At 61.2% G+C, this 26,491-nt stretch carries 23 protein-coding genes and 1 pseudogene; 3 read left to right on the forward strand and 21 right to left on the reverse strand.

What is annotated here, in order from left to right; translation table 11 throughout:
* Positions 1-64 precede the first annotated feature (64 nt).
* From CFE47_RS02420 to CFE47_RS02505, 19 genes and pseudogenes are all read right to left on the reverse strand, one after another.
* Complete coding sequence (locus CFE47_RS02420; protein ID WP_286835335.1) at positions 65-826, reverse strand: PIG-L deacetylase family protein; 762 nt, start codon at positions 824-826, stop codon at positions 65-67.
* A 177-nt stretch (positions 827-1,003) separates the two neighbouring features.
* A complete protein-coding gene (locus tag CFE47_RS02425) occupies positions 1,004-1,663 on the reverse strand; it encodes a glycosyltransferase family 2 protein (RefSeq protein WP_286835336.1) in 660 nt (219 codons plus the stop codon).
* The gene (locus CFE47_RS02430) at positions 1,660-2,259 is read right to left on the reverse strand and encodes an SAM-dependent methyltransferase (RefSeq protein WP_286835337.1); all 600 of its coding nucleotides are present in this window, start codon (positions 2,257-2,259) and stop codon (positions 1,660-1,662) included. The genes CFE47_RS02425 and CFE47_RS02430 overlap by 4 nt, the downstream gene beginning before the upstream one ends.
* Complete coding sequence (locus CFE47_RS02435) at positions 2,256-3,014, reverse strand: PIG-L deacetylase family protein (protein WP_286835338.1); 759 nt, start codon at positions 3,012-3,014, stop codon at positions 2,256-2,258. The genes CFE47_RS02430 and CFE47_RS02435 overlap by 4 nt, the downstream gene beginning before the upstream one ends.
* Entirely contained in the window at positions 3,011-4,009 is a 999-nt protein-coding gene (locus CFE47_RS02440) for an acyl-CoA dehydrogenase family protein (protein WP_286835339.1), read from the reverse strand. The genes CFE47_RS02435 and CFE47_RS02440 overlap by 4 nt, the downstream gene beginning before the upstream one ends.
* Before the next feature lies 1 nt (position 4,010).
* Positions 4,011-6,170, reverse strand: a complete 2,160-nt coding sequence (gene glgX, locus CFE47_RS02445) for a glycogen debranching protein GlgX (RefSeq protein WP_286835340.1) — start codon at positions 6,168-6,170, stop codon at positions 4,011-4,013.
* Positions 6,171-6,300: 130 nt separating this feature from the next.
* A complete protein-coding gene (locus CFE47_RS02450) occupies positions 6,301-6,570 on the reverse strand; it encodes a DUF2934 domain-containing protein (RefSeq protein ID WP_286835341.1) in 270 nt (89 codons plus the stop codon).
* A 23-nt stretch (positions 6,571-6,593) separates the two neighbouring features.
* A complete protein-coding gene (locus tag CFE47_RS02455) occupies positions 6,594-9,329 on the reverse strand; it encodes a malto-oligosyltrehalose synthase (RefSeq protein ID WP_286835342.1) in 2,736 nt (911 codons plus the stop codon).
* Positions 9,326-11,410: a 4-alpha-glucanotransferase gene (gene malQ, locus CFE47_RS02460; RefSeq protein WP_286835343.1), complete on the reverse strand. Its 2,085-nt coding sequence runs from the start codon at positions 11,408-11,410 to the stop codon at positions 9,326-9,328. Before malQ ends, CFE47_RS02455 begins: the two co-directional genes overlap by 4 nt.
* Entirely contained in the window at positions 11,407-13,152 is a 1,746-nt protein-coding gene (gene treZ, locus CFE47_RS02465) for a malto-oligosyltrehalose trehalohydrolase (protein WP_286835344.1), read from the reverse strand. The genes malQ and treZ overlap by 4 nt, the downstream gene beginning before the upstream one ends.
* Before the next feature lie 20 nt (positions 13,153-13,172).
* The gene (glgA, locus tag CFE47_RS02470; protein WP_286835345.1) at positions 13,173-14,726 is read right to left on the reverse strand and encodes a glycogen synthase GlgA; all 1,554 of its coding nucleotides are present in this window, start codon (positions 14,724-14,726) and stop codon (positions 13,173-13,175) included.
* 504 nt (positions 14,727-15,230) lie between these two features.
* Positions 15,231-16,184, reverse strand: coding sequence for a D-2-hydroxyacid dehydrogenase family protein (locus CFE47_RS02475; RefSeq protein ID WP_286835346.1), 954 nt, complete (start codon positions 16,182-16,184; stop codon positions 15,231-15,233).
* A gap of 26 nt (positions 16,185-16,210) precedes the next feature.
* Entirely contained in the window at positions 16,211-17,212 is a 1,002-nt protein-coding gene (locus CFE47_RS02480; protein ID WP_286835347.1) for an alpha/beta fold hydrolase, read from the reverse strand.
* Between the two features lie 44 nt (positions 17,213-17,256).
* A complete protein-coding gene (locus CFE47_RS02485; RefSeq protein WP_286835348.1) occupies positions 17,257-17,700 on the reverse strand; it encodes a YqaA family protein in 444 nt (147 codons plus the stop codon).
* Positions 17,701-17,703: 3 nt separating this feature from the next.
* On the reverse strand, positions 17,704-18,150 hold the full coding sequence (locus CFE47_RS02490; protein ID WP_286835349.1) for a DUF411 domain-containing protein: 447 nt from the start codon (positions 18,148-18,150) through the stop codon (positions 17,704-17,706).
* Between the two features lie 99 nt (positions 18,151-18,249).
* On the reverse strand, positions 18,250-18,708 hold the full coding sequence (locus tag CFE47_RS02495) for an SRPBCC family protein (protein WP_286835350.1): 459 nt from the start codon (positions 18,706-18,708) through the stop codon (positions 18,250-18,252).
* A gap of 80 nt (positions 18,709-18,788) precedes the next feature.
* Positions 18,789-19,634: a methyl-accepting chemotaxis protein gene (locus tag CFE47_RS31730; protein ID WP_502695435.1), complete on the reverse strand. Its 846-nt coding sequence runs from the start codon at positions 19,632-19,634 to the stop codon at positions 18,789-18,791.
* A 15-nt stretch (positions 19,635-19,649) separates the two neighbouring features.
* Positions 19,650-20,783, reverse strand: a pseudogene (locus CFE47_RS31735) (HAMP domain-containing protein); the annotation flags it as partial.
* Positions 20,784-20,917: 134 nt separating this feature from the next.
* Positions 20,918-21,913, reverse strand: a complete 996-nt coding sequence (locus tag CFE47_RS02505; RefSeq protein WP_286835352.1) for an aldo/keto reductase — start codon at positions 21,911-21,913, stop codon at positions 20,918-20,920.
* Positions 21,914-22,029: 116 nt separating this feature from the next.
* On the opposite strand from CFE47_RS02505, the gene CFE47_RS02510 reads away from it, so the two are divergent.
* Positions 22,030-22,947 (forward strand): LysR family transcriptional regulator, encoded by a 918-nt coding sequence (locus CFE47_RS02510; protein ID WP_286835353.1) that lies wholly within the window; start codon positions 22,030-22,032, stop codon positions 22,945-22,947.
* 74 nt (positions 22,948-23,021) lie between these two features.
* Here CFE47_RS02510 and CFE47_RS02515 read toward each other — a convergent pair whose 3' ends face one another.
* Positions 23,022-23,162, reverse strand: coding sequence for a hypothetical protein (locus CFE47_RS02515; protein ID WP_185705808.1), 141 nt, complete (start codon positions 23,160-23,162; stop codon positions 23,022-23,024).
* Between the two features lie 172 nt (positions 23,163-23,334).
* On the opposite strand from CFE47_RS02515, the gene CFE47_RS02520 reads away from it, so the two are divergent.
* The gene (locus CFE47_RS02520) at positions 23,335-23,523 is read left to right on the forward strand and encodes a hypothetical protein (protein ID WP_010210250.1); all 189 of its coding nucleotides are present in this window, start codon (positions 23,335-23,337) and stop codon (positions 23,521-23,523) included.
* A gap of 1 nt (position 23,524) precedes the next feature.
* Here the strand turns inward: CFE47_RS02520 and CFE47_RS02525 are convergent, their stop codons facing one another.
* Positions 23,525-23,905 carry a fe2+ zn2+ uptake regulation protein gene (locus CFE47_RS02525; RefSeq protein ID WP_185705810.1) on the reverse strand — a complete coding sequence of 127 codons (381 nt, stop codon included), beginning with the start codon at positions 23,903-23,905 and terminating at the stop codon, positions 23,525-23,527.
* A gap of 235 nt (positions 23,906-24,140) precedes the next feature.
* Between CFE47_RS02525 and pvdQ the strand changes: the two genes are divergently transcribed.
* A complete protein-coding gene (gene pvdQ / locus CFE47_RS02530; RefSeq protein WP_286835354.1) occupies positions 24,141-26,429 on the forward strand; it encodes a bifunctional acylase PvdQ in 2,289 nt (762 codons plus the stop codon).
* Positions 26,430-26,491 lie beyond the last annotated feature (62 nt).

A 26,491-nucleotide genomic window follows, 5' to 3' on the forward strand; every position in this document is an offset into this window, starting at 1 on the left:
CACCTTAGACGCAGTTCGATAAGGCCGCCACTGTCAGAAGTAACAGGTACAGACGAGTAGGGGGCTACGCAAGCACGATCTCGTAAGGTTCGCGCATCCGCTCCAGCAACACTTGCGCCAACATCGGTGCGAGGCCGATTTGCGGGTCACCCACCAGTTGGCTGGCGTATGCATGCACCGCGTGAAGCTTGCGTGCCACGCTCCAGGTGTCCAGGCGCACTTTACGCGCGCGTTGCCAGGGGATCACCGCGCCTTCACGGGCCGGCCAGTGCCAGGCCCAGATCGGCAGCTCATACAGCTGTGCGCCCACCAGGCTACAGGCTTTGGCACTGGCCCGGCCCACGGCGTCGTGGTCGTCATTGCCGTCATCGCGCCAGGTGGAAAACACCACATCGCCGGGTTGCAGGTAACGCGCAATGAACTGGCTGAGCTGCGGCTCACGAGCGGCCAGGGCGTTGTCGCAAAAACCGCCACGGATCCACTTCAAACTGTGCAACGGCATACCCAGGCGGCGCAATGCTTCGGCACTTTCCTGTGGGCGTACCACGCTCAGCCGGCTGACCGGCCACACCTGGGAGCCCGGATGGCTGGCGCTGCCGTCAGTGATGGAGATCAATTGCAGAGGGTGCTCCAAGGTGCTGAGCAGTTGTAGCAAACCGCCGCAGGCCAGCACTTCATCACCGGGGTGGGGAGCGATGATCACCACGCGCGCACCGGGCGGTACCAGTGACGTAGTCGAGATAGGAGGGATTTGCGCCAACTGCGGTGCGCTGTTCCAGATTTGCGCCGGGCCGCGGCGGCCGTCGCTTAACGAGGCAGGCTTCATGGGTGTCACATCCTTGTCGATTGTTGCGGGGTCGTGCCCCGTTGACGGGACGACTCTCTTTTTTCCACCACAGGCTCCGCTGCGGTGGTTGCGTGGCACTCCAACCCTGGATTACCAGCAAGGCGTTGTCAGCATAGACAAGGTTCCGTTGCTTTTACATGACGTAACGTCGTTTTTTTACGACGCCTGCACCAGGCTCTTCAAATAATCACCAAACCCACCTTGGGCCCGCGCCTCCAGCCGCGCGCTGGTGACGACCTGCGGGCTATGGCTCCAGGCGATCAGCGCGCCGCAGCGTTCGAGATCGCGCACCAATTGCACATCCTCATGACACGCCAACGGTTCAAAGCCGCCGGCGCGTATATAAGCACTCGCGCTGATACCGAGGTTGGCGCCGTGGATGTGACGATGACCATCACACGCTTGATAGCCCTGCAGGTAACGGATCTGCGCCGCCGAGTCGAAGCCTTCGCTCCACGTATCGACGGTGACGGTGCCGCACACGGCGTCGGCGTTCAGTGCAAGCTGCGCTACCAGCCAGTCCGGTGCCACGCGGCTGTCGGCGTCGGTGCAGGAGATCCAGCGCGCCCCTTGGTTAAGCAGATGCCGCGCACCCACACCACGCACGTGCCCGACATTGCGCGCCTGTACTTCCAGACGCTGAACGGCAAAGGTCTGGGCAATTGCGCCGCTGGCGTCGCTGCAACTGTCGAGCACCACCAGGATCTGCACCGATTCGCCCAACAGTCCCGGATGGTGGGCGGCGATCAGTGCTGCCTCAAGGCATTCGCCCAACAACGCTTCCTCGTTATGTACCGGGATCAGTATGCCGATCATCGCAAGCCCTCAAGGGTGGCAACCGAAGTGCCGTCGCGGCCCCACAGGTCGAGAAGAAAATCAGCTTCGTGATGGCGGGCTAACAGTGGCATTCCGAGCCGCTCCTGAAGTAACCCGTGCACGTGTTCGCCGGTTTGCGGACAACCCGCAATGGCGGGGCGCCAATGGCAGGCGAGCAACTGGCCGTCGTCGGTCAAGCTGTCGAGGGCGCGGTCGATCAGTACGTTCAAATCATCTGGGTCGAGGTAGTAGCACAGTTCGCTCAATACGATCAGGTCGAAGCGGCCCGCTGGCCATTGCGCCGGCAAGTAGCCTTGCTGCACCTCGGCATGGGGGAAACCCAGGAGGCGGCCGCGGGCCAACAAGACGGCTGCGGATGCGGTATCACAACATATTAAACGGTCACAGCGTGGCGCCAGTTCAAAGCTCAACTCGCCATTGGCACAGCCCGGCTCAAACACCGAGGCATAGCGAGGACGGGTCAGCATCGCCAGGGTCAACGCACGTTTGCGGCGCTCATACCAACGTTGGCGAAAAGCCCAAGGGTCGTCGTTATCGGCAAACAGTTGGTCGAAGTAGGGCGTGGTCACGCTCATACAAACACCACTTCGAAAGGCTGCAAAAGGCGCTCCACCACATAGGGCGCCAATACGGGCGGCAGACCGATCTGCGGGTCGCCTTCCAGTTGGCTGGCAAAGGCATGGATGGCATGACGCTTGCGCGCCACGGCGTCGCAACTCAGTGGGATTTTCCGCGCGCGGTGCCAGGGCACGAGGCTGTCCTCGGGGGTCGCCCAATGCCACGTCCACACGGGCAGTTCATACAGCGTGGCGCCTGCCGCCAGTGCCGCCTGGGCGCTGGCACGACCGACGGCTTCATGATCACAGTGACCGTCTTCGCGCCAGGTGGTGAATACCACGTCGGTGGGCTTGAGGTAGCGTTGGATAAATGCGGCCAACTCTTGCTCTCGAGCGGCGACCTGGCTGTCGGCAAACCCCGCCCGCAACCATTTCAATCGGTGCATTGGCACACCAAGACGGTGCAGGGCCTGGGCCGACTCCTGCGGGCGCACAACGCTCAAGCGCTCCACCGGCCAACGTTGCGAACCGGGATGGCTGGCGCTGCCATCGGTGACCGAGATCAGCTGTATCGGCCGGTCCAGCGCCGTCAGGCCTTGCATCAGGCCACCGCAACCCAGCACTTCATCATCCGGGTGCGGCGCAATGATCACCGCCCGATGGCCTTCAGGTACCAACTGCTCAATGCTGATAGGGGCCAGTTCGGCGATCTGTGTCGAGGCCTGCCAGCGATGCAACGGGGTGCCCTGGCCCACGATCGGATTGGGTTTCATAGCTGCCACCTCCCTGTGGAATCGCCGGCGACCTGTTCGCCCAAGGCGGCCAAGTCGCGCTCGGCGTGACTCTGGCGCACATACACCGGCAGGTCCGCCATCAACTGCGCAAAGTGCGGATCCTTGCAATAGGGGCCCGCACCAACCGCTCGGCCGACATGCCGCATCACTTGCTCGACCGTGTCTTCAATGCTGGCTCGCGCTTGCTGGGCCAGTTGCCTGGCATCGGCCTTGGGGTCGCGGTCGATGTGTTCTGCACTTGCCCGTAACACACAGGCAGCGCTGTTCAACGCACTGTCGACAGCCCCCAGGTGAGCGAGGGCATGGGGCTCAGGACGCTTGCTGCATTGTTCGCGCAAGACCTCTGCCAGGCGCTGCGCCGCGCCGTACCAACAGGCTGCGATGCCGATGCCGCCTTGCCAGAATCCGGGTCGCGCCAGGTAATCACCCGGTGCGCCCACTGCAATCGCACTCACACCCTCGAATACCACCTCGACGCTGCCGGTGGCGCCCATGCCCACGGCATTCCAACCCATGTTGGTAACGGTGATGCCCGCTTGATCCATCTGCACCGCCATCAGTTGCTGGCGATCCTGCTCATCCCATGCGGTCAACAAACCATGGCTGACCACTGCCGCGCCGGAGCACCAGGCTTTGCGTCCGTCGAGGATCCATCGATGGCCGTCGTGTCGCACCCGCACCTTGGCATTTGGCGGCTCGGCGGCCCACATGCCCCACGTGCTGCCCAGCGGCGGTAGCGGACTATCGAGCTCGGCGATGATAGCCAGCGCGTCGGTGTGCCCTTCGAACAATTTGCACAGGCGCAGGTCATGCCCGGCGACCTGGGCCAGGCCACTGAAGCGTTCCAACGTCTGGCCGCTGCCGGGCAACGGCAGCTGGTCCAGGCCTTCTTCCTGAAGCGCCTTCAGGGCCTCGCCCAGGGCCTGCGTGTCCGCGTAGCCCCGGTAGCCTTGAAGAAATCCATGCAGTGCCATGTCACACCTCTTCCTCGTATTGCAGTTCAAACAGCAACAGTGAGCGGCCGGTGACGGCGTACTCGTGATCGAACTCAAAGCGCTCCTGGCCACGTACCGACGGTTGATTGGTGTCGAGCATGCAGGTCCAGAAACCACCCTCAGGCACCGGCGGCAGACGGAAATTGACCATGTCATGGTGGGCGTTCACCACCAACAGCAAGGTTGCATCGGCGCCTGGGCGGCGAATCCCGGTTTCCTGGGCGCGGCCATCCATCAGCATGCCCAGGCAACGCCCGTGACTGTCTTCCCATTGTTCGGTGGTCATCTCGTCGCCCGCCGGTGACAGCCAGGTAACGTCTTTTACACCGATATCCTCGTTATAGTCGCCAACCAGGAAACGGCCACGACGCAGGATCGGGTAAGCCAGGCGCAGCTTGATCAGGCGCTTCACAAACTTGAGCAGCGCTTTGCCGTCATCGTCCAGGTCCCAGTTGACCCAACCGATCTCGCTGTCCTGGCAATAGGCGTTGTTGTTGCCGTGCTGGGTGCGCGCAAATTCGTCACCTGCAACGATCATCGGCGTGCCTTGGGCCAGTAGCAGAGTGGCAAAAAAGTTACGCATCTGGCGCAGGCGCAGCGCGTTGATCTCCGGGTCGTCGGTGGGGCCTTCGACGCCGTGGTTCCAGGACAGGTTGTTGTTGCTGCCGTCCTGGTTGTTTTCGTCGTTGGCTTCGTTGTGCTTGTCGTTGTACGAAACCAGGTCGTGCAGGGTGAAACCGTCGTGGGCGGTGATGAAGTTCACCGAGCTGTAAGGCCGGCGGCCACGATGGTTGAACATCTCGCCCGACGCGGTCATGCGCCCGGCAAAGTCCGCAAGCTGGCCGTCATCGCCTTTCCAGAAGGCCCGTACGGTATCGCGGAACCGGTCGTTCCACTCTACCCAACCCGGTGGGAAGTTACCGACCTGGTAGCCTCCAGGGCCGCAATCCCAAGGTTCGGCGATCAGTTTGAGCTGGCGTAACACTGGGTCCTGGCGGCAGGCAACGAGAAAACTGTGGCGCTCGTCGAAGCCGTCGCGGTAGCGGCCAAGGATGGTCGCCAGGTCGAAGCGGAAGCCGTCGACGTGCATCTCGTTGGCCCAGTAACGCAGCGAGTCGGTGACCATCTGCAGCACGCAGGGGTGGCTCAGGTCCAGGGTGTTGCCGGTGCCGGAGTCATTGATGTAGAAGCGCTTGTCGTCTGGCATCAGCCGGTAGTACGAAGCATTGTCGATGCCGCGCATGGACAGGGTCGGCCCGCGCTCGTTGCCTTCGGCGGTGTGGTTGTAGACCACGTCCAGGATCACTTCGAGCTTCTGCTCATGCAGGTGCGCGACCATCTCCTTGAACTCGGCGATCTTGCCGCTGGCCAAGTAGCGCGGGTCGGGGGCGAAAAACGCGATGCTGTTGTAGCCCCAATAGTTGGTCATGCCTTTTTGCAGGAGGTGCTGGTCGTTGACGAAGGCGTGCACGGGCAACAGCTCAACTGATGACACGCCGAGCTGGCGGATATGCTTGAGCACATCATCTTCCATCAAGCCGGCACAGGTGCCGCGCACCGACTCACCCACCGAAGGGTGGCGCATGCTGATGCCGCGCAGGTGGGTTTCGTAAATGATCGTGCGATCCCACGGCACGCGCACCGGTTGGTCATTGCCCCAGGTGTGGGCAGGGTCGATCACCTTGCACTTGGGCACGAAAGGCGCGCTGTCGCGTTCGTCGAAACTCAGGTCGTCATCGGGGTGGCCGATGGTGTAGCCAAACAGGGCCTCGGACCACTTGAGCTCACCGACCAGTTGCTTGGCATAGGGGTCGATCAGCAATTTGTTGTGGTTGAAGCGGTGACCGTTGGCCGGGTCATAAGCGCCATACACACGGTAGCCGTAGATCAGCCCTGGGTGGGCGTCGGGCAGGTAGCCGTGGAAGGTCTCGTCGGTGTACTCAGGTAGTTCGATGCGCTCCAGTTCCACTTCGCCGGTGTCGTCGAACAGGCATAGCTCGACCTTGGTGGCGTTGGCGGAGAACAGCGCGAAGTTGACGCCCAGGCCATCCCAAGTGGCGCCGAGAGGGAAGGGCAAACCTTCACGAATCCGCGACGGCTCGTTGTTCGGCGTCGCTTGGTTTTTGTCGGGTTTGCTCATTAATGTGCTCCTGCAAGGGTGTTTTTTCGAGCCGAACGCCGCCGTGCCGACGATGGTTCAGCTGACTGTCTGAAAAGTGAAATGACCGCCTGCCGACACTGCCGGCAGGCGGTTCAGAGGAGCATGCCGTTTACGGCTTGGGCTTTTTCGGAGCCGGTGGCTTTTTAGCCGCTGGGGGCGTCGGCTTGCTGGCGGCGGGCACCGCAGGCTTGGCTTTCGCCGCAGGTTTGGGCGCGGCTTTTGGCTTGGCTGCCGCCTTCGGTTTACTCGGCGTCAGCGCCTCGGCCTCCGCCAACTTGCGCGCCATCTCCCAGTGACGCGCATCCTCACCATGAGGTTTACCCTCAGACTCCCAGATCTGATGCGCCAACTCGCGTATACGTTTGTCTTCAGTGCTCATCACAATGCTCCTCACAGAAAATTTCAGCTTTCTTGATCATCAGGATTGATAAAGACATTGACCGGGAAATCCCCCAGGGCAGTGCTGACCAACAGCTCCTTGTTTGGTGTGACTGCGCCCGTGTGAAAAAGTCCCTTCCAGTTTTGTGTTGGCACGGCGAACGGTAATTTCACCCGTGTATCGCCCCAAATCTGCGCATTGATCTGGGGGTACACACCGTTTTCCAGCAAGTGATGGGGCCAGCGCGGCACCACCACCCACAGCGTTTTGCCCTGGTACTCGCGACTGAACGCCACCACCCGTTCCGCGTGTTTGCCAACCACTTGAAGTGGTGTGTAGGTACCGCTGTGGAACACCCCAGGATGGGCCTTGCGCAAGGCCAACACCTGGGCAAGCAATGCCTGCTTGATACGCCCGTCACGCCAGTTGAACAACAGTTCACCGATATCCGGCGGGGTATTCAACGCTTGTTGCCGCGCGTTGAAATCCACCGGACGACGGTTGTCCGGGTCGACCAGGCTGAAGTCCCAGAACTCATCGCCCTGGTACAGGTCTGGCACACCCGGCACAGTGTTACGAAGCAAGGTTTGCGCCAGGCTGTTGAGCGCACCCGCTGGGGCGATGGTTTGGGCGGCGCTGCCAATAGCCGTGCGCAGTGCGGCGCCTTCTTCACTGAGCAACAGGCGCGACAGGAAACGCTCGACACCTCGCTCGTAAGCCTCGTTGGGCGCGCTCCAGCTACTCTGCAACTTGGCTTCGCGCAGGGCTTTTTGTTGCCACTGCCAGAGGCGCTGCTGGTAGCCGTCGAAGTCGTCTGTCTGGTCCAACGGCCAACTGCCCAACAGCACTTGATACAGGATCAATTCATCGCCGGCCGAGGGGCTGCCTTCGGCACGCAACGGTTCGGCAAGGGTGCGCCAATGCTCCACCTGCTCGACAAACCACGGTGCACATTCGCTGAGCACCGCCAGACGTGCGCGGGTGTCTTCGCCGCGTTTGTGGTCGTGGGTGGCAGTGGCCAACAGGTTGTCCGGGAAGGTCTGCAAGCGCTGTTGATTGACCGCGTGAAAATCCGCCAAGGGCGCGCTGAACTGCTCGGTGCTGAACCCCACATCGTTACGCGACAACAGTACCGCCGAGCGATAGAACGCAGTGTCCTCCACGGCCTTGGCGGCGGCGGGCGAGGTCAGTTGCTGGAAACGTACGCAGGCATGCTTGAGGATCTTGCGCTCACGGCCCACCGGGCGATTGCGCCAGGGTTGGCCACCCAGCCAATTCGCCAGGTGGTCGAGCACCGGCCAATCGCCTTCGCCCAGGGTGCTACGCGCACCTCGCATGGCTTGCTGGAACAGTGCGTCGTCGGCAGCGCTGCGACCACGAGCGCTGATATAGGTGCGGTACACCGGGAAGTGCACGATCAATTCCTGCAACGCCCGACGGATCGCGCCCAGGGTCAGGTCGCGGGTCATCACGTCGTCGCGGGCCACTTGCAGCAGGGCCTGGGCGACGCTTTCAAAGTCGCCACCGAGGGAGCCGTTGAGGATTTGCTGACGGGCCAACCGGGCCTCTTCGATAAACGCCGAGGGGCGTTCGCTGTGGCGTGTCCATAAGTCGGCCAGTGGTTCGAAGCCATCCGGATGATGCTGCAGCAACGACAGCTGGTTCATGAATTCGTAGCCGGTGGTGCCGTCCACTTGCCAGTCTTCACGCAGGGTTTCGCCTTCGCCGAGGATTTTCTCGACGAAGATCGGCAGGTGGCGGTCCGGCACCAGCGAGTCCACGCGGCGGCGCAATTTGCGGCAATACCCACGTGGGTCGGCCAGGCCGTCGATGTGGTCGATGCGCAGGCCGTCCACCAGGCCTTCGGTGATCAGTTCGAAGATCTTGCCGTGGGTGGCTTCGAACACCGCGCTGCGTTCCACGCGCAGGCCGCCCAGTTCGTTGACGTCGAAGAAGCGCCGCCAGTTGATATCGTCCGCCGCCGTGCGCCAACTGGCCAGGCGGTAGGCCTGTTGCTCCAGCAACCGATGCAGGCGGTCAAAGTCGAAAGCCGCCACTTGGTGCTCGATGGCTTGGCGCACATCGCCTTCGGTCGCGCGCTCGGCCAGCGCCTGCTTGAGCCAGGCCGCCTCGTGATAAGCATCGTCCTGGTTGGCCAGGGCGCTGAAACGCTCGGACATGGGCCTGAGCAATTCATCCTGACCCAGGATCTGCGCGTAATCGCGTGGACAAATCGGGAAGCGGTGCTCGTAGTGCTCGACGTAGAACGCACCATGGGCAGCATCGAAGCGCAGAGACACGGTGCCGGTCTGCAACGCTTCGCCATAATCGCTACCCAGGAAGGGCATCAACAATTGGCCCTTGAGCAGCGGGTCGGGCGAGTGCCATTGGATGTCGAAGAACTCGCTGTAGGGACTCAGGCGGCCCCATTCCAGCAGGTCCAGCCACCACGGGTTATCAGCGCCACCCACGGCCATATGGTTGGAGACGATATCGAGGATCAGCCCCATATGGTGTTCACGCAGCGCAGCCACCAGACGGCGTAATGCCGGCTCGCCGCCCAACTCCGGGTTGACGCGGGTCGGGTCGACCACGTCGTAGCCATGCATGGAGCCGGCGCGAGCGCTGAGCAGGGGCGAGGCATACAGATGGCTGATACCCAGCTGGGCAAAGTACGGCACCAGCGGCACCGCATCGTCCAGGGTAAAACCCTTATGGAATTGCAGGCGTTGGGTGGCGCGTAGCGGCAAAGCCTTCATCGGTCACGCTCGTGGGCCTGGTTGCGCGCAACGGCCAGCAGTTCGAGGCGGCGTGCGGCATTGTCATTGTCGAGCAGGGCAGAGGCCTCTCCCGGCAGGCGGCGGCGCCAATTGGGATGCGTGTCGAGGGTGCCGGGCAGGTTGGCCTGCTCTTCGATGCCCAGCGCATCTTCCAATGGCAGCAGTACCAGCGGCGCACGGGTGTGGCCGAGGTAGCGCACGCTGGCGTCGATCATATGGTCGGTTTCATTGCGGATCTCATCGACGAAGTTCTGCGGGTCTTGGCTCAGCGCCTGGCGAAGTGCCTGCCGTTCGCGCAGGCGGTGTTCGCTCCACTGCTCGACGGTGGGCGCATCGATCAGGCCGAGCTGGATGTTCCATTGGATATCGCGGCTGTGCCACCACCCATTGAGGGTGGGCAGGTCGTGGGTGCTGGTGGTGGCCAGGGCGTTGTCCGGCCAATCGAGAATCGGCTTGAAATGACCCTCGTGGTTTTGTTCGAACAGCAGCACGCGCATGCCGAGAATCGAACGCGCGATGAGTTTTTCGCGCAAACCGTCGGGCACGGTGCCGAGGTCTTCACCGAGCACAATCGCCTGGTGCCGGTGGGATTCCAGCGCGAGCAAGCGCAGCAAGTCGTCCACCGGGTAATACAGGTAAGCGCCTTCACGTGGCGAGGCGTCCATGGGGATCACCCACAGGCGTTGCAGGCCCATCACATGATCGATACGCAAGCCACCGGCATGCGCGAAGTTGGCGCGCAGCATTTCGATGAAGGCGCGAAAACCGTGGCGTTTCAGGCCTTCGGGTGAAAATGCCGAGATGCCCCAACCTTGCCCGGCACGGTTGAGAATATCCGGCGGTGCGCCCACGGTGAGGTTGGCGAGCAGTTCATCCTGACGGCTCCAGGCCTGGCTGCCACCACCATCGGCGCCCACCGCAAGGTCGGCGATCAGGCCGACGCCCATGCCGCTGCCCCGCGCCGCCTGTTGTGCACGCTCCAGGCAACGAGCGATCAGCCATTGGCAGAAGGCGAAGTAGCCGATCTGCTCGGCGTGCTCTTCGGCAAAATGGACGAGGGCAGGGCTTTGAGGGTTACGCCATTCTTCGGGCCAGTGGCGCCAGTCAAGGTCTTCACCGGCCGCCGCCCTTAGCGCTTGGACGGCTTCGAAGCGACAGTGATTTTCCAGGGCTTCACCGCCTGCCTGGCGAAAGCTCAGGAAGTCGGCGTGTTGCGGATGGTGGCCGTGCCGGAAGTCTTCATAGAGTGCACGCAGCAGGCGTTGCTTGGCCTGGGCAGCAGCGGGCCAATCGATCAGGGTGTGTTGTTCGAGGTTGTGTAGTTCGTCCGTGAGGCCGATGGCTTCAATGGCGTTACGCACTTCGCGTTCGCCGAGGATACAGCCGGGGGAGGCGTACAGGCTGTTGAGGAACAGCCGGCTGGACGGGGAGTACGGGCTGTAACGCCCGGTGTCAGCGCTGAACATCGCGTGCATCGGGCTGATCGCCAAGGCATCGGCGCCGCGCTCGGCAGCCGAACGGGCCAGGTGTTCCAGCGCCAATGTGTCACCGAAGCCGCCATCGCCCAAGCGGCGCAGGGCATAGAGCTGGGCGCTGAGGCCCCAGGCGCGTGCGGGGTGGCTGTCGACAGCTTCGGCGACGCTGTAGCAGTGAGTGGGGGCGACCGCCAGCGTGAAGGTTTGCCCGTTGATATGCACTTGGTGGTAACCCAGCGCAACCACGCCGGGCAACACACCGTCGCCATCAAGCCGCAGCTCAAGGGTGTCGCCGCCTTCCAGGGTGACACGGCACAGCGTATCGGGCTCGAAGTAGCGGGCCAGGTCGAGGCCTTCGCCGCTGTCGATGGTCAGTAACGGCGGCAGGTGCTTGTCTTGTTGCGCCTGCTCCAGTTCCAGCAGGCTGGCGTCGATCTCTGCATCGCTGTCGGCCGGGTGGCCCAGGCCTTTGAGAACGGCGCGCAAGGCGTCGGGTTTCACTCGTTGCGGGCGGCCGTTTGCATCGATCCAATCGACGGCCAGGCCCGCTCGGCTGGCGAGGATTTCCAGGTTCGCTTCGCTCAAGGGTGCTCTCCAACAGGGGATAGGGTGACGCGTGCGCTATAGGGCGGCAGTTGCGCGCCTTGGTCGGCAGGCGTTTCGAATAACACGGGTGCAGACGTTGGATGGTCCAACGCGGCGGCGCTCAGGTTCAGGTCGATCTGTAGCACGCTACCGTCGCCCAAGCGCCAGCGCGCAGTGACGGCGCCGTCGGCCAGCACCCGCGTGCCCAGCGCCACGCTGCCGGGCAGGTGCGGCACGATATGCCGGTGGCGCAGGCTTAATAGCTGGCGGTACAGCCGGGTGTGTTCGCTGTCGGTAAATGACGGTGCAGAGTGTTGAAAGGTGGACAGGGCGTTGGGGTCGGGAATGCGTTCACGGCGCTCGGGGTCGTGGAACGCTGCAAAGTCGGCAAATTCGCTGCGCCGGCCTTCACGTACCGCTTCGGCGAGTTCGCCGTGATGATCGGTGAAGAATAAAAACGGTTCGCTGGCGTTCACTTCATCACCCATGAACATCAGCGGGATCATCGGTGACATCAGCAATAACGTGGTCGCCGCCGCAAGAGCCTGGGGCGAGCAGAGTTGGTGCAGGCGCTCGCCGAGGGCACGGTTGCCAATCTGGTCATGGTTCTGCAAGAACAGCACGAAAGCAGTGGGCGGAAGATGGCCGCTGGGCTCGCCACGGGTGTGCCCATGGCGGGTGGTAGCGCCTTGGTAGATGAACCCCTCGCTTAGGCAACGGGCCAGCTTGGCAGTGGTGTCGCTGGCGAAGTCACTGTAATAGGCGTCGGTCTCGCCGGTAAGCAGTACATGCAGGGCGTTGTGGCCGTCGTCATTCCACTGCGCGTCAAAGTCGTGCTCCAGCAGGTTGGCCTGGTTGAATTCGTTTTCCAGCACCAGCCAGACGTGGCGGCCGATATCGACTTGCTGGCGTACCCGTTGGGCCAGCTCCTTGAGGAAATCGGGGTTATCGATGGCGTGTACTGCGTCCAGGCGCAGGCCGTCGAAACGATATTCCAACAGCCACATAAGCGCGTTATCGAGAAAGAAATCGCGGACCTCCCGCCGATCAAAATCGATGCCAGCGCCCCAAGGGGTGTGTACGTCTTCGCGGAAAAAGCCTTGGGCGTATTGACCCAGGTAGTTGCCGTCGGGGCCGAAGTGGTTGTAGACCACGTCGAGAATCACCGCCAGGCCGTGTTCGTGGGCGCTGTCGATCAGGTGCTTGAGTTGTTCGGGTGTGCCGTAGGAGGCTTGGGGCGCGTAGGGCAGTACGCCGTCGTAGCCCCAGTTGCGCTCACCGGGGAAGTGCGCCAGTGGCATCAGCTCAATGGCGGTGACGCCCAGCTCGGCCAAGCGTGGCAACTGTTTTTCGACCCCGGCGTAGCCCCCCAGCGCGCCGACGTGCAGTTCATAGATCACCGCTTCGTGCCACGGGCGGCCTTGCCAGTGGCTATGGCGCCAGGAATAAGCGAGCGGATCGACCACCAGGCTCCAGCCGTGGACGTCCGAGGCCTGAGCCCGGGACGCTGGATCCGGAACATCCTGTTCCCCGTCGATATTGAAGCGGTAGCGCGTGCCCGCCGGGCACGCCAGTTCAGTTTCAAACCAGCCTTCCGGCTGGGGGAGCATGGCGACGGACTTGCCGTTTTCCAATTCAACGCTGACATAAAACGCGTCTGGCGCCCACAAGGCAAAACGCGTGTGTTGCGCGTCCAGCATGATTGCGCCGTGGGGCCAGGTTTCCAGAGTCCGTGACGGCATCTACAGAGACCTCCCTTTGATTATTTAGCGGATTTCCCCTGTGCTTTAACCACCAGTTGTTCATACAGTTCGGCGTAGGGTTCCACCGCCTGGCACCAGTTGAAGGGTTGGGTCATGGCACGGCAGCGCATGGCGTTCAGCAAACGAGGGAAGGCAAACACCTTGAACGCACGGCTCAGGGCTTCTTCATAACTTTCCACGGTGGATTCGTTAAACAGGAAGCCGGTGACGCCATTCTCGATGGTGTCCGCCAGCCCGCCGGTATTGCGCGCTACCGGCAGCGAGCCGAAGCGTTGCGCGTACATCTGGCTCAAGCCGCAAGGCTCGTAGCGTGAAGGCATCAGCAGGAAGTCGCTGCCAGCGAACATACGGCGCGCGTCGGTCTCGTTGAAGCCGATGCGCACACCGACCTGGCCGGGGAAACGCAGGGCCAGTTCGCGCATGGCTTGTTCTTCTTCCGGTTCGCCGCGACCGATAATCGCGATCTGGCCGCCATTTTCGACGATAAAGCTGGCAACGGCTTCTGTAAGGTCCAGCCCTTTTTGATAAACCAGTCGCGATACCACGGCGAACAGCGGGCCGGTTGAGTCATGCAGGCCAAACAGTTCGCGCACATGCGCGGCGTTGATTGCCTTGCCGTCCCAATCGCCGATGTTGAAGTTGTGGGTGAGGTGCGTGTCTGTCGAGGTCTCCCAGCTTTCATCGATACCGTTGGGAATACCGCTGAGCAAACCTTGCTGGGTCTTGCTGGCCAGGAAGCCATCAAGACCACAGCCGAATTCCGGGGTGGTGATTTCCTGGGCGTAGGTAGCACTCACGGTGGTGATATGGCTCGAGTACGCCATGCCCGCCTTGAGGAACGACATCTTGCCGTAGAACTCCATGCCTTCCTGTTGCAAGGCATGGGGTGGAATGCCCAGCTCCGGCGTCGAGGCCAGGCTGACCACGCCCTGGTACGCCAGGTTGTGGATGGTGAACAGGGTTGGGGTGCGTGATCCACGCCAGTGCATATAAGCGGGGGCGAGGCCGGCTGGCCAGTCATGGGCGTGCACCAGGTCCGGGCACCAGTGAATCTGTGCGAGGTTGGCGGCCATGTCGGCGGCGGCCAGACCCAGGCGGGCGAAGCGAATGTGGTTATCCGGCCAATCGCGACCGTTGTTGGCGCCGTAGGGCGTGCCTTCACGCTCGTAGAGTTCAGGGCAGATCAGTACATAAATGACCAGGCCGTCCTTGAGGTCCATGCGCCCGATCTTGCACGGCGGCAGCGCTGCATGGCCGCCCAGTTCGCCGATGATATGGATCGGGTTGTCGCTTTCCATCACTTGCGGGTAACCGGGGATCAGCACGCGCACATCATGCAGATGCGCCATGGCGCGGGGCAGGGCGGCAGATACGTCGCCCAGACCGCCGGTTTTAACCAGGTCGGCAAATTCCGATGTCACAAACAGGACTTTCTTGCGATTAGGGTTCTGACTCGCGATCGGCCGCACAGTGGTGGGCAGGTCGACCAGTGAAGATCCCCCTACCGGCTGACTGACACGCTCTCCCTGAATATCTACAGCGGCACTGATCATAGTTCTCTCCCACATGTTGGTCGGCTAATGGCCCGCTGCCATCAGCTCCGATGACCGCATCCTGCGGCCAGGCGCACAAGCACTGTACAAACTGGCAAGGCGTATGCCAGTTGCACGGTTAGCTGAAAAAGATTGGATGGACGGGCATTGGGCGTGAACGCTGATTGCTCGCCTTACCTTAAAACTGGACCTACGGCAGAGTTGGAAAGTTTCGATTTTTTGCGGGGTTTTTGTTTTAGATCGGACCCATCGGTCATCAGTCTAGGACAGATCCTAGAGCCTGTAGGGTTTGTGTGAAGATTTTGTAGGACAAAAAACTTGTAACCATATGCAGCTTTGAAAACATGCGTAGATTTGTAGTGAGCGCGCTTGTCCGGCGCTGGGGGGCGCAGCAGACCCAATAGGGGCGCTGCGGTATTTCCAGAAAAACTGCGGTGCCTGGTTTGGGGGCGCCTTGCGCCCCAGCGCGGGGCGAGCCCGCTCACTACAAGGGCATTGCGTGCGTTAGGCAAGCACGCGAATGGGCGCGCCGGTGGCCCAGGCATGGATGTCTTCGATCATCTGGGCGTAGAACTGTCGGTAGTTCTGCTCGCTCACATACCCCACGTGAGGCGTGGCCAACACGGTGGGCAAGCGGCGGAACGGGTGGTTCGCGGGTAACGGCTCTTCGGCGAATACATCCAATGCGGCGCCGGCCAGGCGGCCACTTTCCAGTGCCTGCACCAACGCTTGCTCATCCACAATCGGTCCGCGGGCGGTATTGACCAAGCGAGCGCTTGGTTTCATCCAGCCCAATGCTTCGGCATCCACCAGGCCACGGCTGCGGTCGCTGAGTACCAAGTGCACGGTGAGGATATCCGCCTGCTCAAACAGTTCCTTTTTACTGACCCACGTCACGCCTGACGCGGCTGCGCGTTCTGGCGTGAGGTTTTCACTCCAGGCAATCACGCGCATGCCGAACACCTGGGCGAATTGCGCGACCTTCTGGCCAATGCTCCCCAACCCCAGGATCCCCAAGGTCTTGCCATGCAGGTCGCCCCCCAGCCCAACCTGCCAACCGCCGGCGCGCAGGGAATTGGCTTCCGCCAGCAGGTTACGGGTCGAGGCCATGATCAATGCCCAGGTCAGTTCCGGTGCCGCCTGCTTATAGCTGTCGGTACCGCAGACCGTGATGCCCAGTGCCTTGGCAGCGGGGAGGTCGATGGCTGCGTTGCGCATGCCGCCGGTCACCAGCAACTTGAGCTTGGGCAGGCCTTGCAACAAAGCCTTGTCGAAGGTGGAGCGCTCGCGCATCACGCAAATTACCTCGAACCCCTGCAATCGCTCGACCATCGTCGCGGTATCAGCCGGGTATTCGTGCAGGAAATGTACTTGGCCTACCGACTCAAGGGCCGACCAGTCCACGACACCACTGGCCACATTCTGCCAATCATCAATGACTGCGATCTGTACCGACATTTACGCGTGCCTCGAAAAAGGGTGGATTAAAGGGCGTTCAAACCCTGCAACAGCGCTTTATGGAACTGGGCCGGTTCTTCCATTTGCGGCGCATGCCCCAGCCCGGGGAATTCCACCAGGGTCGCATGGGGGATCAGCTTGGCCACTTGCTTGCCCAATACCTCGTAGTGCCCCAGCTTGGCCTTGACCGCCGGCGGCGCAATGTCACTGCCGATGGCGGTGGTGTCGGACGTACCGATCAGCATCAGGGTCGGCATCTGCAGGTCCTTGAACTCGTAGTACACCGGCTGGGTGAAGATCATGTCGTAAATCAACGCCGAGTTCCACGCCACCTGGGGATGACCGGGGCCGCTGTTGAGGCCGGCGAGCATGTCGACCCAGCGCTCGTACTCGGGTTTCCAGCGGCCGACGTAATAGGTGTTGAGCTCATATTTGCGGATGCCGTCGGCGCTCAGTTTCAATTCACGCTCATACCACTGGTCCACACTGCGATAGGGCACGCCAAGGGCTTTCCAGTCTTCCAGGCCGATGGGGTTCACCAGTGCAAGCTGTTCGGTTTGTGCGGGGTAGAGCAAAGCGTAGCGGGTGGCGAGCATGCCGCCGGTGGAGTGGCCGACAATCGTGGCTTTTTGAATGCCGAGCTTTTCCAGCAATTGATGAGTGTTGATGGCCAGCTGTTGGAAACTGTATTGGTAATGGTCGGGCTTGCTGGAGGTGCAGAAACCGATTTGATCGGGCGCGATCACGCGGTAGCCGGCGTCGCTCAGGGCTTTGATCGAATCCTCCCAGGTGGCACCACAGAAGTTCTTGCCGTGCATCAGCACCACGCTGCGGCCATTGGGTTTGCCTTTGGCGGGGACGTCCATGTAGCCCATTTGCAGGGATTTGCCCTGGGATTGAAAGGCGAAGTGTTCGACGGGGTAGGGGTATTGGAAGCCTTGCAGCTCGGGACCGTAACTGGCAGCGAAGGCTGGGGCGGCAGTGGCGGTTAGCAGGCCGGCAATACAAAAGGCACGGATCAGAGGCATCGGCAGGGCTCCGGGAAAGATGCTCGGATGCTGTTTCGGGGGGATTAAGCAGGGATTAACACCCAGTGCAGGGTCAAGGCTGCGAGCACGCCATAGCGCACGCTTTTGGCCAGGGTCACCAGGAGCAGGAACCGCCACAGTGGCTCGCGCATCACGCCAGCCACCAATGTCAGTGGGTCGCCGATAATCGGCACCCAACTGAGCAACAAGGTCCAGTGCCCCCAACGCGCGTAGTGGCCACGGGCTTTATCCAGTTGTTTGTCACTGACTGGAAACCAGCGCCGCCCCTTGAAGTGTTCCACCCAACGCCCCAGCCACCAGTTCACCACCGACCCCAACACATTGCCCAAGGTGGCGATGCCCAGCAGTAGCCACAAGCTGTAGTGCCCGCTGACCAGCAGGCCCACCAGCACGGCTTCCGATTGCAGGGGCAATAAGGTCGCGGCGCCGAATGCCGCGACGAACAGCCCCAGGTAGCCCATCAGCACGGGTCAGTGGGCCGGGTAGTCGGCCACCACGACGTCTTTACCGTCACGCGTCAGGCCGATGACTTGGTAGGCCTCGCTGCGACCTTCCACTTCCATCCCCGGCGAGCCCATCGGCATGCCCGGTGCGGCAACGCCCAGCAGATCATCACGCTTGCGCAGGGCCAGCACTTGCTCGGCGGGTACATGGCCTTCAACGAACTTGCCGTCGATCACGGCGGTATGGCAAGAACCCAGGCGTGGTGCTACGCCGAGGCGTTGCTTGACGGCGCTCATGTCGGCTTCGACATGGTCATTGACCTTGAAACCGTTGCTTTCCAGATGGCTGATCCATTTTTTGCAGCAGCCGCAGTTGGCGTCGCGGTGCACGTCGATGGGGATCAGGTCGGCGGCTTGGGCGAGGGTGGAGGTGAAAAGGGCGCAAAGCAGGGTCAATCGCAATGGGGTTTTCATGGGTTGGCTCTTGACGAGGGAGAGGTCATCGGATCGGAGGCGATCATGACGACCTCATCGCAGGCAAGCCAGCTCCCACAGGGTGTTAATGTTTCAAGATTATACGAAAGGTGGATTTTCCAGGCGGTGCTTGAGCTGATCCAAGGCGATGGTCGAGAGTTCGATCATGCGCTCATGCAACGTGGCCAGTTGCAGTTCGGTTTCGTAGGTCAATACGCGCTTGAACAGCGTGCCGCCTTGATGCTCGCGCAAAAAGTAATGGATGGAGCCATCGACGGCCAATGAAGTAAACACAGTCTTGAATTCTGCAGGACGCCGGGCGATCTGTACGCGGTAACTCATGGGAACCCGCACACCCAGCAGGTCAATGAACTCGGTAAATCGGGTGCCGGCGGGGAGTGAACCGGTGGTGCCCGTGTCGGCACTGAGTGACGTGGGGTGCCACTCGTGCCAACGGTCCGGCTGGGTCACATAGTCATAAACGGCATCGATGGGGGCCTTGATAAAGCGTTCCTGGCTGATCCGCTCCAAGCGGACCGACTGCTCGGCTGCGCGCATGGCACACCTCCTTGTGGCGACTAGGAGTTGTCAGAATAGTCCTACTCCCGTGCTTTGCACGGGAGTGTTTCAGCCATTTATCAGCGTACTTTGAACCGACTCATCAATGAAATCACCCGACCGTTCGCCGCCAGCAGGCTTTGGGTATTGGTTTCAGTGGCGTGGCCGCTCTGCACCAGCTCCTCAACCATTTGTCGGATCTGCACCATGCTGCGGTTGATCTCCTCGGTCACTGCGCTCTGCTGTTCGGCGGCCGTGGCGATCTGGGTGCTGAGGTTATTGATATGGTTGACGGAGCCGGCCATCTCATCCAGCCCGCTGTTGACTCGCGCCGTGGCGTCCGCCGCAGACTGGCAACTGGCCTGGGTGTTTTCCATGGCCGCCACCGATGAACTCACGCCCGTGGTCAGGCGTGCCAGCATCTCGTTGATTTGTGACGTGCTGGCCTGAGTGCGAGCGGCCAATGCGCGGACTTCATCGGCCACCACTGCAAAACCACGGCCTTGCTCGCCGGCGCGGGCCGCTTCGATGGCGGCATTGAGGGCAAGCAGGTTGGTCTGGCCGGCAATCGCGCCGATGACGCCTAGGGTTTCGGTGATGCGTGCAGCGTCCTGGCGCATGTTTTCAACGGTATGGGTTGCGCTGGACACTTCGCCGATCAATGCGCTGACGCTGCTGGACGCTTCACCCACTACCACGCGGGAACGGTCGGCATGCTCATTGGCACGCTGGGTGAAGGCTGCGGTTTCGGCGGCATTTTGCGCGACCGTGTCGGCGGTGGAGCTCATTTCGGTGATAGCGGTGACGGTCTGATCAGTTTCAGAAGCGTGGCGCACCAAGATGCGGTTGGTCTGTGCCGAGGTGTGTTGCAGTTGCTCTAGGCCCGACGACATGGCGCCTGTGGCCTGGGTCACCTCGCCGATCATGTTCTGCAGGTAGACGATAAACCGGTTAACCGAGTGACCGATGGCCCCCAGTTCGTCTTCGGCGCGGATAGTAATGCGCCGCGTCAGGTCGGCGTCGCCGGCGGACAGCGCGTCGATATTGGTTTTCAGCGATTGCATGCGCTGCATCAATTGGCGGATCGCATACGCCGCGAGCAGTACCAGCAGCAACACCATGGGAATTTGCAGCAGCGCCAGTGTGCCGAGCACGTCATCGCGCTGGGCGGTGATCAGCGTAGTGGGCAGGGCGGTCGCAAGGAACCAGGGGGTGCCTTCGATGGGGCGCATATAGAACGTGCTGGCCACGCCGCCATTGTCGAACTCGCTGCGTTGCAGTGCCTGGTCGCGGTGGGCCAGGGCTTTGCTGACCTGGGCTGCAAATGCCGAAGTGCCCGTCAGTTCGCTGATGTTCTTCAACACCACCGGACCACTGATGCGCGAGCTGTTGCTGATGATCTTGCCGTCGCCTTCGACGATCAACATTTGCCCGCCGATGTCTTTTTCCTTGCTGGCCACCAGGTCATTGAAGAAACCCAGGGTCACGTCGATGGTGGCGACGCCATACGGCGCGCCGTCGCGTTGGATGGCCATGGCGCAGTTGGTGCGCGGTTCCTGGCTGGCGTCGTCTTTGTAAGCGGCGGCCCAGGCGCATTGGCCGCGCGGTGAGGCGAGCCCGCCTTTGTACCAGCTCTGGTCGTAATAGTTGGGCGCAGGGTCACTGTTCCAGAACGTATTAACGGCGAGCTTGCCCGACGCGTCGCGGTGCCAGAACGTGCTGTGTTTGTTGCGCCCCGGCGTGCGCTGGTTCGGCAGCGGCCAGATACCCCCGCCGAAGACTTTCAACTCGCCGTATTGGTCGACCAGGCCGGACAGGACCTTGTCGATGGCATCGCTGTCGAGCAGCGGGATGGTCTGGGTGATGCTGCGTTGCTGGGCCTGAACCTTGTTCAGTTCGCCCTGGATCTGTTCGGCCACTTCGGCGACGCGATTGAGCACCACCTGTTCTTCGGTTTGGCGCAGTTTGGGCGCGACCAATTGGCCGATACCCACCACGGTCAACACAAATAACACCAGGACGAACAGCACCAGAAACAATGTGTAACGGGCTTGGATAGAGCGCAGTGGGGGCATGAAGGGTCGTCCTTACGAAGCGTTTATTGTCGACGCGGCTGTGTTAGAGCTTCGTCGGGCTATCGGCTTGGCAAGGAGGAGCTTTAGGTACGTTCGTGCAAGAAAATTATGGCGCCTTTGCAGGCGCCTTCTTGCTAGATGTCGAGCATCGCCATCACGGCTTGCGGGTAGCGCAGGCCGGCGGTTGCGTCGGCGGGGAAGATCGCGTCCAGTGCCGCCAATTCTGTCGGGCTGAGGCTGACGGAGACGGCTGCTACGTTTTCTTCCAGGTACTTGCGCTGCTTGGTACCGGGAATCGGGATGATGTAGTCACCTTGCGCCAGCACCCATGCCAAGGCCAGTTGCCCGGCGGTGACGCCTTTGTCGTTTGCCAGGGTCTGGACTTGCTTCACCAATCGGAGGTTCTTTGCGAAGTTCTCACCCTGGAAACGCGGACTGAATCGACGGTAATCGTCGGCCGCGAAGTCGTCCGGGCTTTTCAGCGCGCCGGTAAGAAACCCCCGCCCCAGCGGGCTGTAGGGCACAAAGGCGATGCCCAGGCGTTGGCAGGTTGCCAGGCAGCCGTTGTCGTGTTGGTCGCGGCTCCACAACGAGTATTCGCTTTGCAAGGCGCTGATGGGGTGCACCTTGTGAGCACGCTCCAGCGTGGCAGCCGAGGCTTCGCTCAGGCCCAGATAACGCACCTTGCCTTGTTGCACCAACTCGGCCATGGCGCCGACGGTTTCTTCAATGGCCACCTCGGGGTCGATGCGGTGCTGGTAGTACAAATCCAGGGTTTCAATGCCCAGGCGTTGAAGGGTGCCGTCGATCGCGTTGCGGATGTACTCGGGGCGCCCGTTCACGCCGCGCAGCGCGGGGTTGGCCGGGTCGCGCACGATGCCGAATTTGCTGGCGAGGAACACCTGGTCACGTTTGCCGGCAAGGGCCTTGCCGATCAGTTGTTCGTTGGTGTGAGGGCCGTAGATGTCAGCGGTGTCGAGGAAATTGACGCCCAGTTCCAAGGCGCGGTGCAGGGTGGCGAGGGCTTCGGTCGTATCGCTGCCGGTGGTGTAGAAATCCGTCATGCCCATGCAGCCTAGGCCGATGGCGGAAACGAGAGGGCCGTTGGTACCGAGTTGACGCGTTTGCATGGGTTCAGCTCCTAGTGGATTAGGGCTTCATTGTTACCCTCGACAATAACTGGATAAACCGGCTAAAAGCACTATCACTATTTGTAAAATCTAAACAATCAATAAGGAGCCGCTCCTTGGACCGCTTCAATGCAATGCGCGTTTTTACTCGGATTGTCGAACTGGGTGGGTTTGCCAAGGCCGCCGACAGTCTGCAAATGCCCCGCGCTTCAGTGACCATCCTGATCAAGCAACTGGAAGCGCACTTGGGGGTGCAACTGTTGCAGCGCACCACGCGCCAGGTCAGCCCCACCCTGGACGGCGCCGCGTATTACCAGCGTTGCGTGCGTTTGCTTACGGACCTGGAAGAGACCGAGGCGGTGTTTTCCGCTCAGCGTCACAGCCCGCGTGGCACCTTGAGCATCAACATGCCGTCGGGGATAGGCCGCTTGATCGTGATTCCTGCGCTCCCTACATTCACCGAGCGCTACCCGCAGATCGAGCTGGAGATTGGCCTTAACGACCATCCTGTCGATTTGATTCGCGAAGGCGTGGATTGCGTCTTGCGCGGTGGTCTGGCCCTGGACGAGTCGCTGGTAGCGCGGCCGTTAGCCATGATGGAGCAGGTTACCTTGGCCAGCCCGGTCTACCTTGAGCGCATGGGGGTACTCGCATCACTTGAAGACCTGGCTCACCACGAAATGGTCGAGTACGTGTCCAGTACCAGTGGCAAGCGCTTTGGCCTTGAATTCCAGTTAGAGGCAGAACTGCGCGCGGTCAACCTGCCCAAGCGTGTCGCGGTCAACAGTGCCGATGGTTATTTTGCGGCATGTGCAGCCGGGTACGGCTTGATCCAGGCGCCGCACTATCACGCAATGCGCCAGCTGGCAGAGGGCACGCTGGTGCAGGTGTTGCCACACCTGGCGGTGCCCCCAATGGCACTGACGGCGCTGTATCCGCCGCACCGTCAGTTGTCACAACGCGTGAGGGTGTTTGTCGACTGGCTGGTGGAGTTGTGCGGCCAGCCGGGCAATGGGTTGCGCCGCCAAGCGTGAGCCAGGTTTGCGAAGCTTTCACGTAGATTCGCAGATCGCCGATGGTTCTGGTGGCGTATCAGATAAAGGCGTGATCAGCGATGGTAGTAGCCGGGGCCACCACCGTCGTACCGGTGGTCATGCCAGCCACCACCGCCACCATGAGGGAAAAAGAAGCAGCCGCTCATGCTCAACATGATCAGCAATGGAATCAGCAGTGTGATTCGACGGAACATTTCAAAATCCTCCAGGGTTCTCACAGGGTCTATCAGGCGCGGGACAAGCCAAATTTTTTCATCGCCTGTAACATGAGACCCTGCCGACCCTGCGTCATCCCCTTCACTGGGTATGTGCTTGGCATGTTCGGCGATACAAAGTGGATACATTATTCAGGTTCAGGAACCCGTCATGACTCAAAAGCAACGTTTGAAATATTCGATTCTGATTGCCCTGGCTGTACTGGCGACGATGTTTGGCCTGTCCTACTTGCAGAACACTGGGGTTATCAGCGAGAAGACGTTCCAGACCATCGCCATTGCCGTCGCGGTGGTCGTGGTCGTGATCAACGGCATCATGCGTCGTAAAGTCAAACTCTGACTCAGTCGCGACCGTCGAGCACTTTGGCAGCCTCTTCATGGAGGCTGTAGCTTTTATCCGCGTTGAGGGTGATCACACCCTCGCTGCACAGGCGCTTGAGCACCTCACGCACGCTGAGAAACGACAACGGAATGCCCAGCTCCAGCAAATGGCTGTGCACACCGCGCACACCGAGGGTGCGCTGGTTGTCGGCAGCGGTGAGCAGGGCGTCGATGACCTTCAGCCGAATCAGGCTGGTGCGCAAACCGAAACACTTGAGCAAATGGCGAATACGCTGGTTGCCTTGCTGTTCGGGCGCTTTGCCGAACGTTTGTGTGCCGCTGCCGAACTTGGCATCGGCGGCCGGTGAATGTCCATCCATGGGCAGTTGCGAGTTGTACATGCAAAAACTCCTTATCAGAGCCTGATCAGGAAAATGAGTGCTCTTAGTTAATAAGACGAACGAGCGAGCGAAATCATGAAGTGCCGGATGTAGAAATTTTGTCGGTATCGGTTTTGTCACACCAGGATCGCCTTAAATAAACGTTCATCACCGCTAAATTGTTCCCGGTTTTTTGCGTCCTTACGGTGGGGGAATTACCCCTGGTGAGGATGTTCAATTTGACTGTGGAGTCGGCGTGATTATTTCCAACGGGTTGTCCAGGGTGTGTGTGGCGGGGATGTTGCTGGGGTTGAGCCTGGCCGCATCGGCGCGGGAGTCGGTGACGCAGGCGTCGGCCGATATCCGCCGTACCAGTTTCGGCGTGCCGCATATCCGCGCCAGCGATGAGCGGGGCCTGGGCTTTGGCATTGGTTACGCGTATGCCCAGGACAACCTGTGCCTGTTGGCCAATGAAGTGGTCACGGTGAACGGTGAGCGTGCGCGCTACTTCGGCCCCGAGCAGGCAACACTGGAAGAACGCAACAACTTGGCCAGTGATGTGTTTTTCACCTGGCTCAATACCCCGGACGCCGTGGCGGCGTTCTGGAACGCGCAAACCCCACAGATCCGCCAGCGCATCGAAGGTTATGTGGCCGGTTACAACCGTTACCTGAAAGAGCAGGGCGCACCGGCGCAGTGCCAGGCCGGCTGGGTGCGGCCACTTGTAACCGGGGATGTGGTGAAGTTGACCCGCCGGTTGCTGGTCGAGGGTGGAGTTGGCCAATTCGCAGAAGCGTTGGTCGGCGCGAAGCCACCACAGGCAACTGCAGGTGTAGAACCCAGCCTGAAGTCCTTTGAACTGGCTGCCGCCAATCAACAGCGTTTTAGTTTTGATCGTGGCAGTAACGCCGTTGCGGTAGGCCGTGACCGCTCATTCAATGGCCGCGGAATGCTATTGGCCAACCCGCACTTTCCGTGGCTGGGCGGCATGCGCTTTTATGAGATGCACCTGACTATCCCTGGCCAGTTGGACGTGATGGGGGCCGCGTTGCCGGGTTTGCCAGTGATCAATATCGGCTTCAACCAGCATGTGGCATGGACCCATACGGTGGACACGTCCAAGCACTTTACCCTGTATCGCTTGACCCTCGACCCCAAGGACTCCACGCGCTACCTGCTCGACGGCAAATCCTTACCGCTGGATAAAACCACGGTAACCGTACAGGTCAAGGGCGCTGACGGCAGCCTCAAGCCACAATCCCATACTGTCTATAGCTCGCAGTTCGGCCCAGTGGTGCAATGGCCTGGCAAGCTCGATTGGGACAGCCACTACGCGTTCAGCCTACGTGACGCCAACCTGGGCAACGACCGCGTGCTGCAGCAGTGGTACGCAATGAATCGCGCCGCCAACCTTAAGGAACTGCAAACTTCAGTGCACACCCTGCAAGGCATTCCGTGGGTCAACACCCTGGCGGCCGATGACAGGGGCCAGAGCCTGTACATGAACCTGTCGGTAGTGCCCAACGTCAGCGCGGCCAAGCTGGCGCAATGCAGCGACCCACGTGCGGGCCTGCAAATGATCATGCTCGACGGCGCCCACAGCGCCTGTGCCTGGGATATCGACCCGAGTGCCGCCCAGGCCGGGATCTTCCCCGCCGATAAACTGCCGCAACTGGAACGTACCGACTACGTGCAGCACTCCAATGACTCGGCATGGTTGGCCAACCCCAAGGCGCCACTGGCCGGGTTCTCCCCGGTGATCAGTCAGGACAACATCGCCCTTGGGGCGCGCGCGCGTTTCGCCCTGCAACGGTTGCAGTCCCTCGACAAGCAACCTATCGGCGTGAGCGACCTGCAAAGCATGGTGATGGACAACGAGGTGTACTTGGCTGGCCAAGTCGTGCCTGACCTGCTGGAGTTCTGCGCCAAGCACCTGGGCACTGATGCCGCTGCGTTACAGCCACTGTGTACCAGCCTGAAAAACTGGGACCAGCGCGCCAACCTCGACAGCGGCCTGGGCCTGGTGCACTTCATCAACCTGGCGAAACAGCTGCGGCAAATCCCCGATGCCTGGCGCGTCGCCTTCGATCCGGCGCAACCGTTGACCACGCCACGCGGCCTGGCCATCGACCGCGAGCCTGTGGCCAAGGCCTTGCGCGAAGCCATGCTGGCCTCCACCGCCGACGTCGCCAAACGTGGTCTCACCGCCAATAGCACCTGGGGTGACATCCAAGTCAGCGGCCAAACCCCCATCCACGGCGGCCCGCAGGAACTTGGCATCTACAACGCCATGCAAACCGTGCCCCGCGCAGATGGCAAACGTGAAGTCATCAGCGGCAGCAGCTACCTGCAAATCGTCACCTTCGACGACAAAGGCCCGCATGCCCAAGGCCTGCTCGCGTTCTCCCTGTCCAGCAACCCAGCCTCCCAACACGCCAAGGACCAGACCCAAGCCTTCTCCCAGAAAAAGCTCAGCCCGCTGCCATTCACCGAAGCCCAGATCAAGGCCGATCCGCAGTACCAACTGCAACGGATCAAGGAGTAGGGCAGACTCGCAACCCCTTGATGCCAATACGAAATATTTTTGAAATCAAGGGGTTGCACGCT

The sequence above is a fragment of the Pseudomonas sp. PGPPP1 genome (assembly GCF_002255865.1).
GTDB classification, from domain to species: Bacteria; Pseudomonadota; Gammaproteobacteria; order Pseudomonadales; family Pseudomonadaceae; genus Aquipseudomonas; species Aquipseudomonas cremoris.

Coding starts and splice junctions, on each gene's coding strand:
- CFE47_RS02420 (WP_286835335.1), bottom strand. CDS start 826: ATGAAGCCTGCCTCGTTAAGCGACGGCCGCCGCGGCCCGGCGCAAATC.
- CFE47_RS02425 (WP_286835336.1), bottom strand. CDS start 1,663: ATGATCGGCATACTGATCCCGGTACATAACGAGGAAGCGTTGTTGGGC.
- CFE47_RS02430 (WP_286835337.1), bottom strand. CDS start 2,259: ATGAGCGTGACCACGCCCTACTTCGACCAACTGTTTGCCGATAACGAC.
- CFE47_RS02435 (WP_286835338.1), bottom strand. CDS start 3,014: ATGAAACCCAATCCGATCGTGGGCCAGGGCACCCCGTTGCATCGCTGG.
- CFE47_RS02440 (WP_286835339.1), bottom strand. CDS start 4,009: ATGGCACTGCATGGATTTCTTCAAGGCTACCGGGGCTACGCGGACACG.
- glgX (WP_286835340.1), bottom strand. CDS start 6,170: ATGAGCAAACCCGACAAAAACCAAGCGACGCCGAACAACGAGCCGTCG.
- CFE47_RS02450 (WP_286835341.1), bottom strand. CDS start 6,570: ATGAGCACTGAAGACAAACGTATACGCGAGTTGGCGCATCAGATCTGG.
- CFE47_RS02455 (WP_286835342.1), bottom strand. CDS start 9,329: ATGAAGGCTTTGCCGCTACGCGCCACCCAACGCCTGCAATTCCATAAG.
- treZ (WP_286835344.1), bottom strand. CDS start 13,152: ATGCCGTCACGGACTCTGGAAACCTGGCCCCACGGCGCAATCATGCTG.
- glgA (WP_286835345.1), bottom strand. CDS start 14,726: ATGATCAGTGCCGCTGTAGATATTCAGGGAGAGCGTGTCAGTCAGCCG.
- CFE47_RS02475 (WP_286835346.1), bottom strand. CDS start 16,184: ATGTCGGTACAGATCGCAGTCATTGATGATTGGCAGAATGTGGCCAGT.
- CFE47_RS02480 (WP_286835347.1), bottom strand. CDS start 17,212: ATGCCTCTGATCCGTGCCTTTTGTATTGCCGGCCTGCTAACCGCCACT.
- CFE47_RS02490 (WP_286835349.1), bottom strand. CDS start 18,150: ATGAAAACCCCATTGCGATTGACCCTGCTTTGCGCCCTTTTCACCTCC.
- CFE47_RS02495 (WP_286835350.1), bottom strand. CDS start 18,708: ATGCGCGCAGCCGAGCAGTCGGTCCGCTTGGAGCGGATCAGCCAGGAA.
- CFE47_RS31730 (WP_502695435.1), bottom strand. CDS start 19,634: ATGATCGGCGAGGTGACCCAGGCCACAGGCGCCATGTCGTCGGGCCTA.
- CFE47_RS02505 (WP_286835352.1), bottom strand. CDS start 21,913: ATGCAAACGCGTCAACTCGGTACCAACGGCCCTCTCGTTTCCGCCATC.
- CFE47_RS02515 (WP_185705808.1), bottom strand. CDS start 23,162: ATGTTCCGTCGAATCACACTGCTGATTCCATTGCTGATCATGTTGAGC.
- CFE47_RS02520 (WP_010210250.1), top strand. CDS start 23,335: ATGACTCAAAAGCAACGTTTGAAATATTCGATTCTGATTGCCCTGGCT.
- CFE47_RS02525 (WP_185705810.1), bottom strand. CDS start 23,905: ATGTACAACTCGCAACTGCCCATGGATGGACATTCACCGGCCGCCGAT.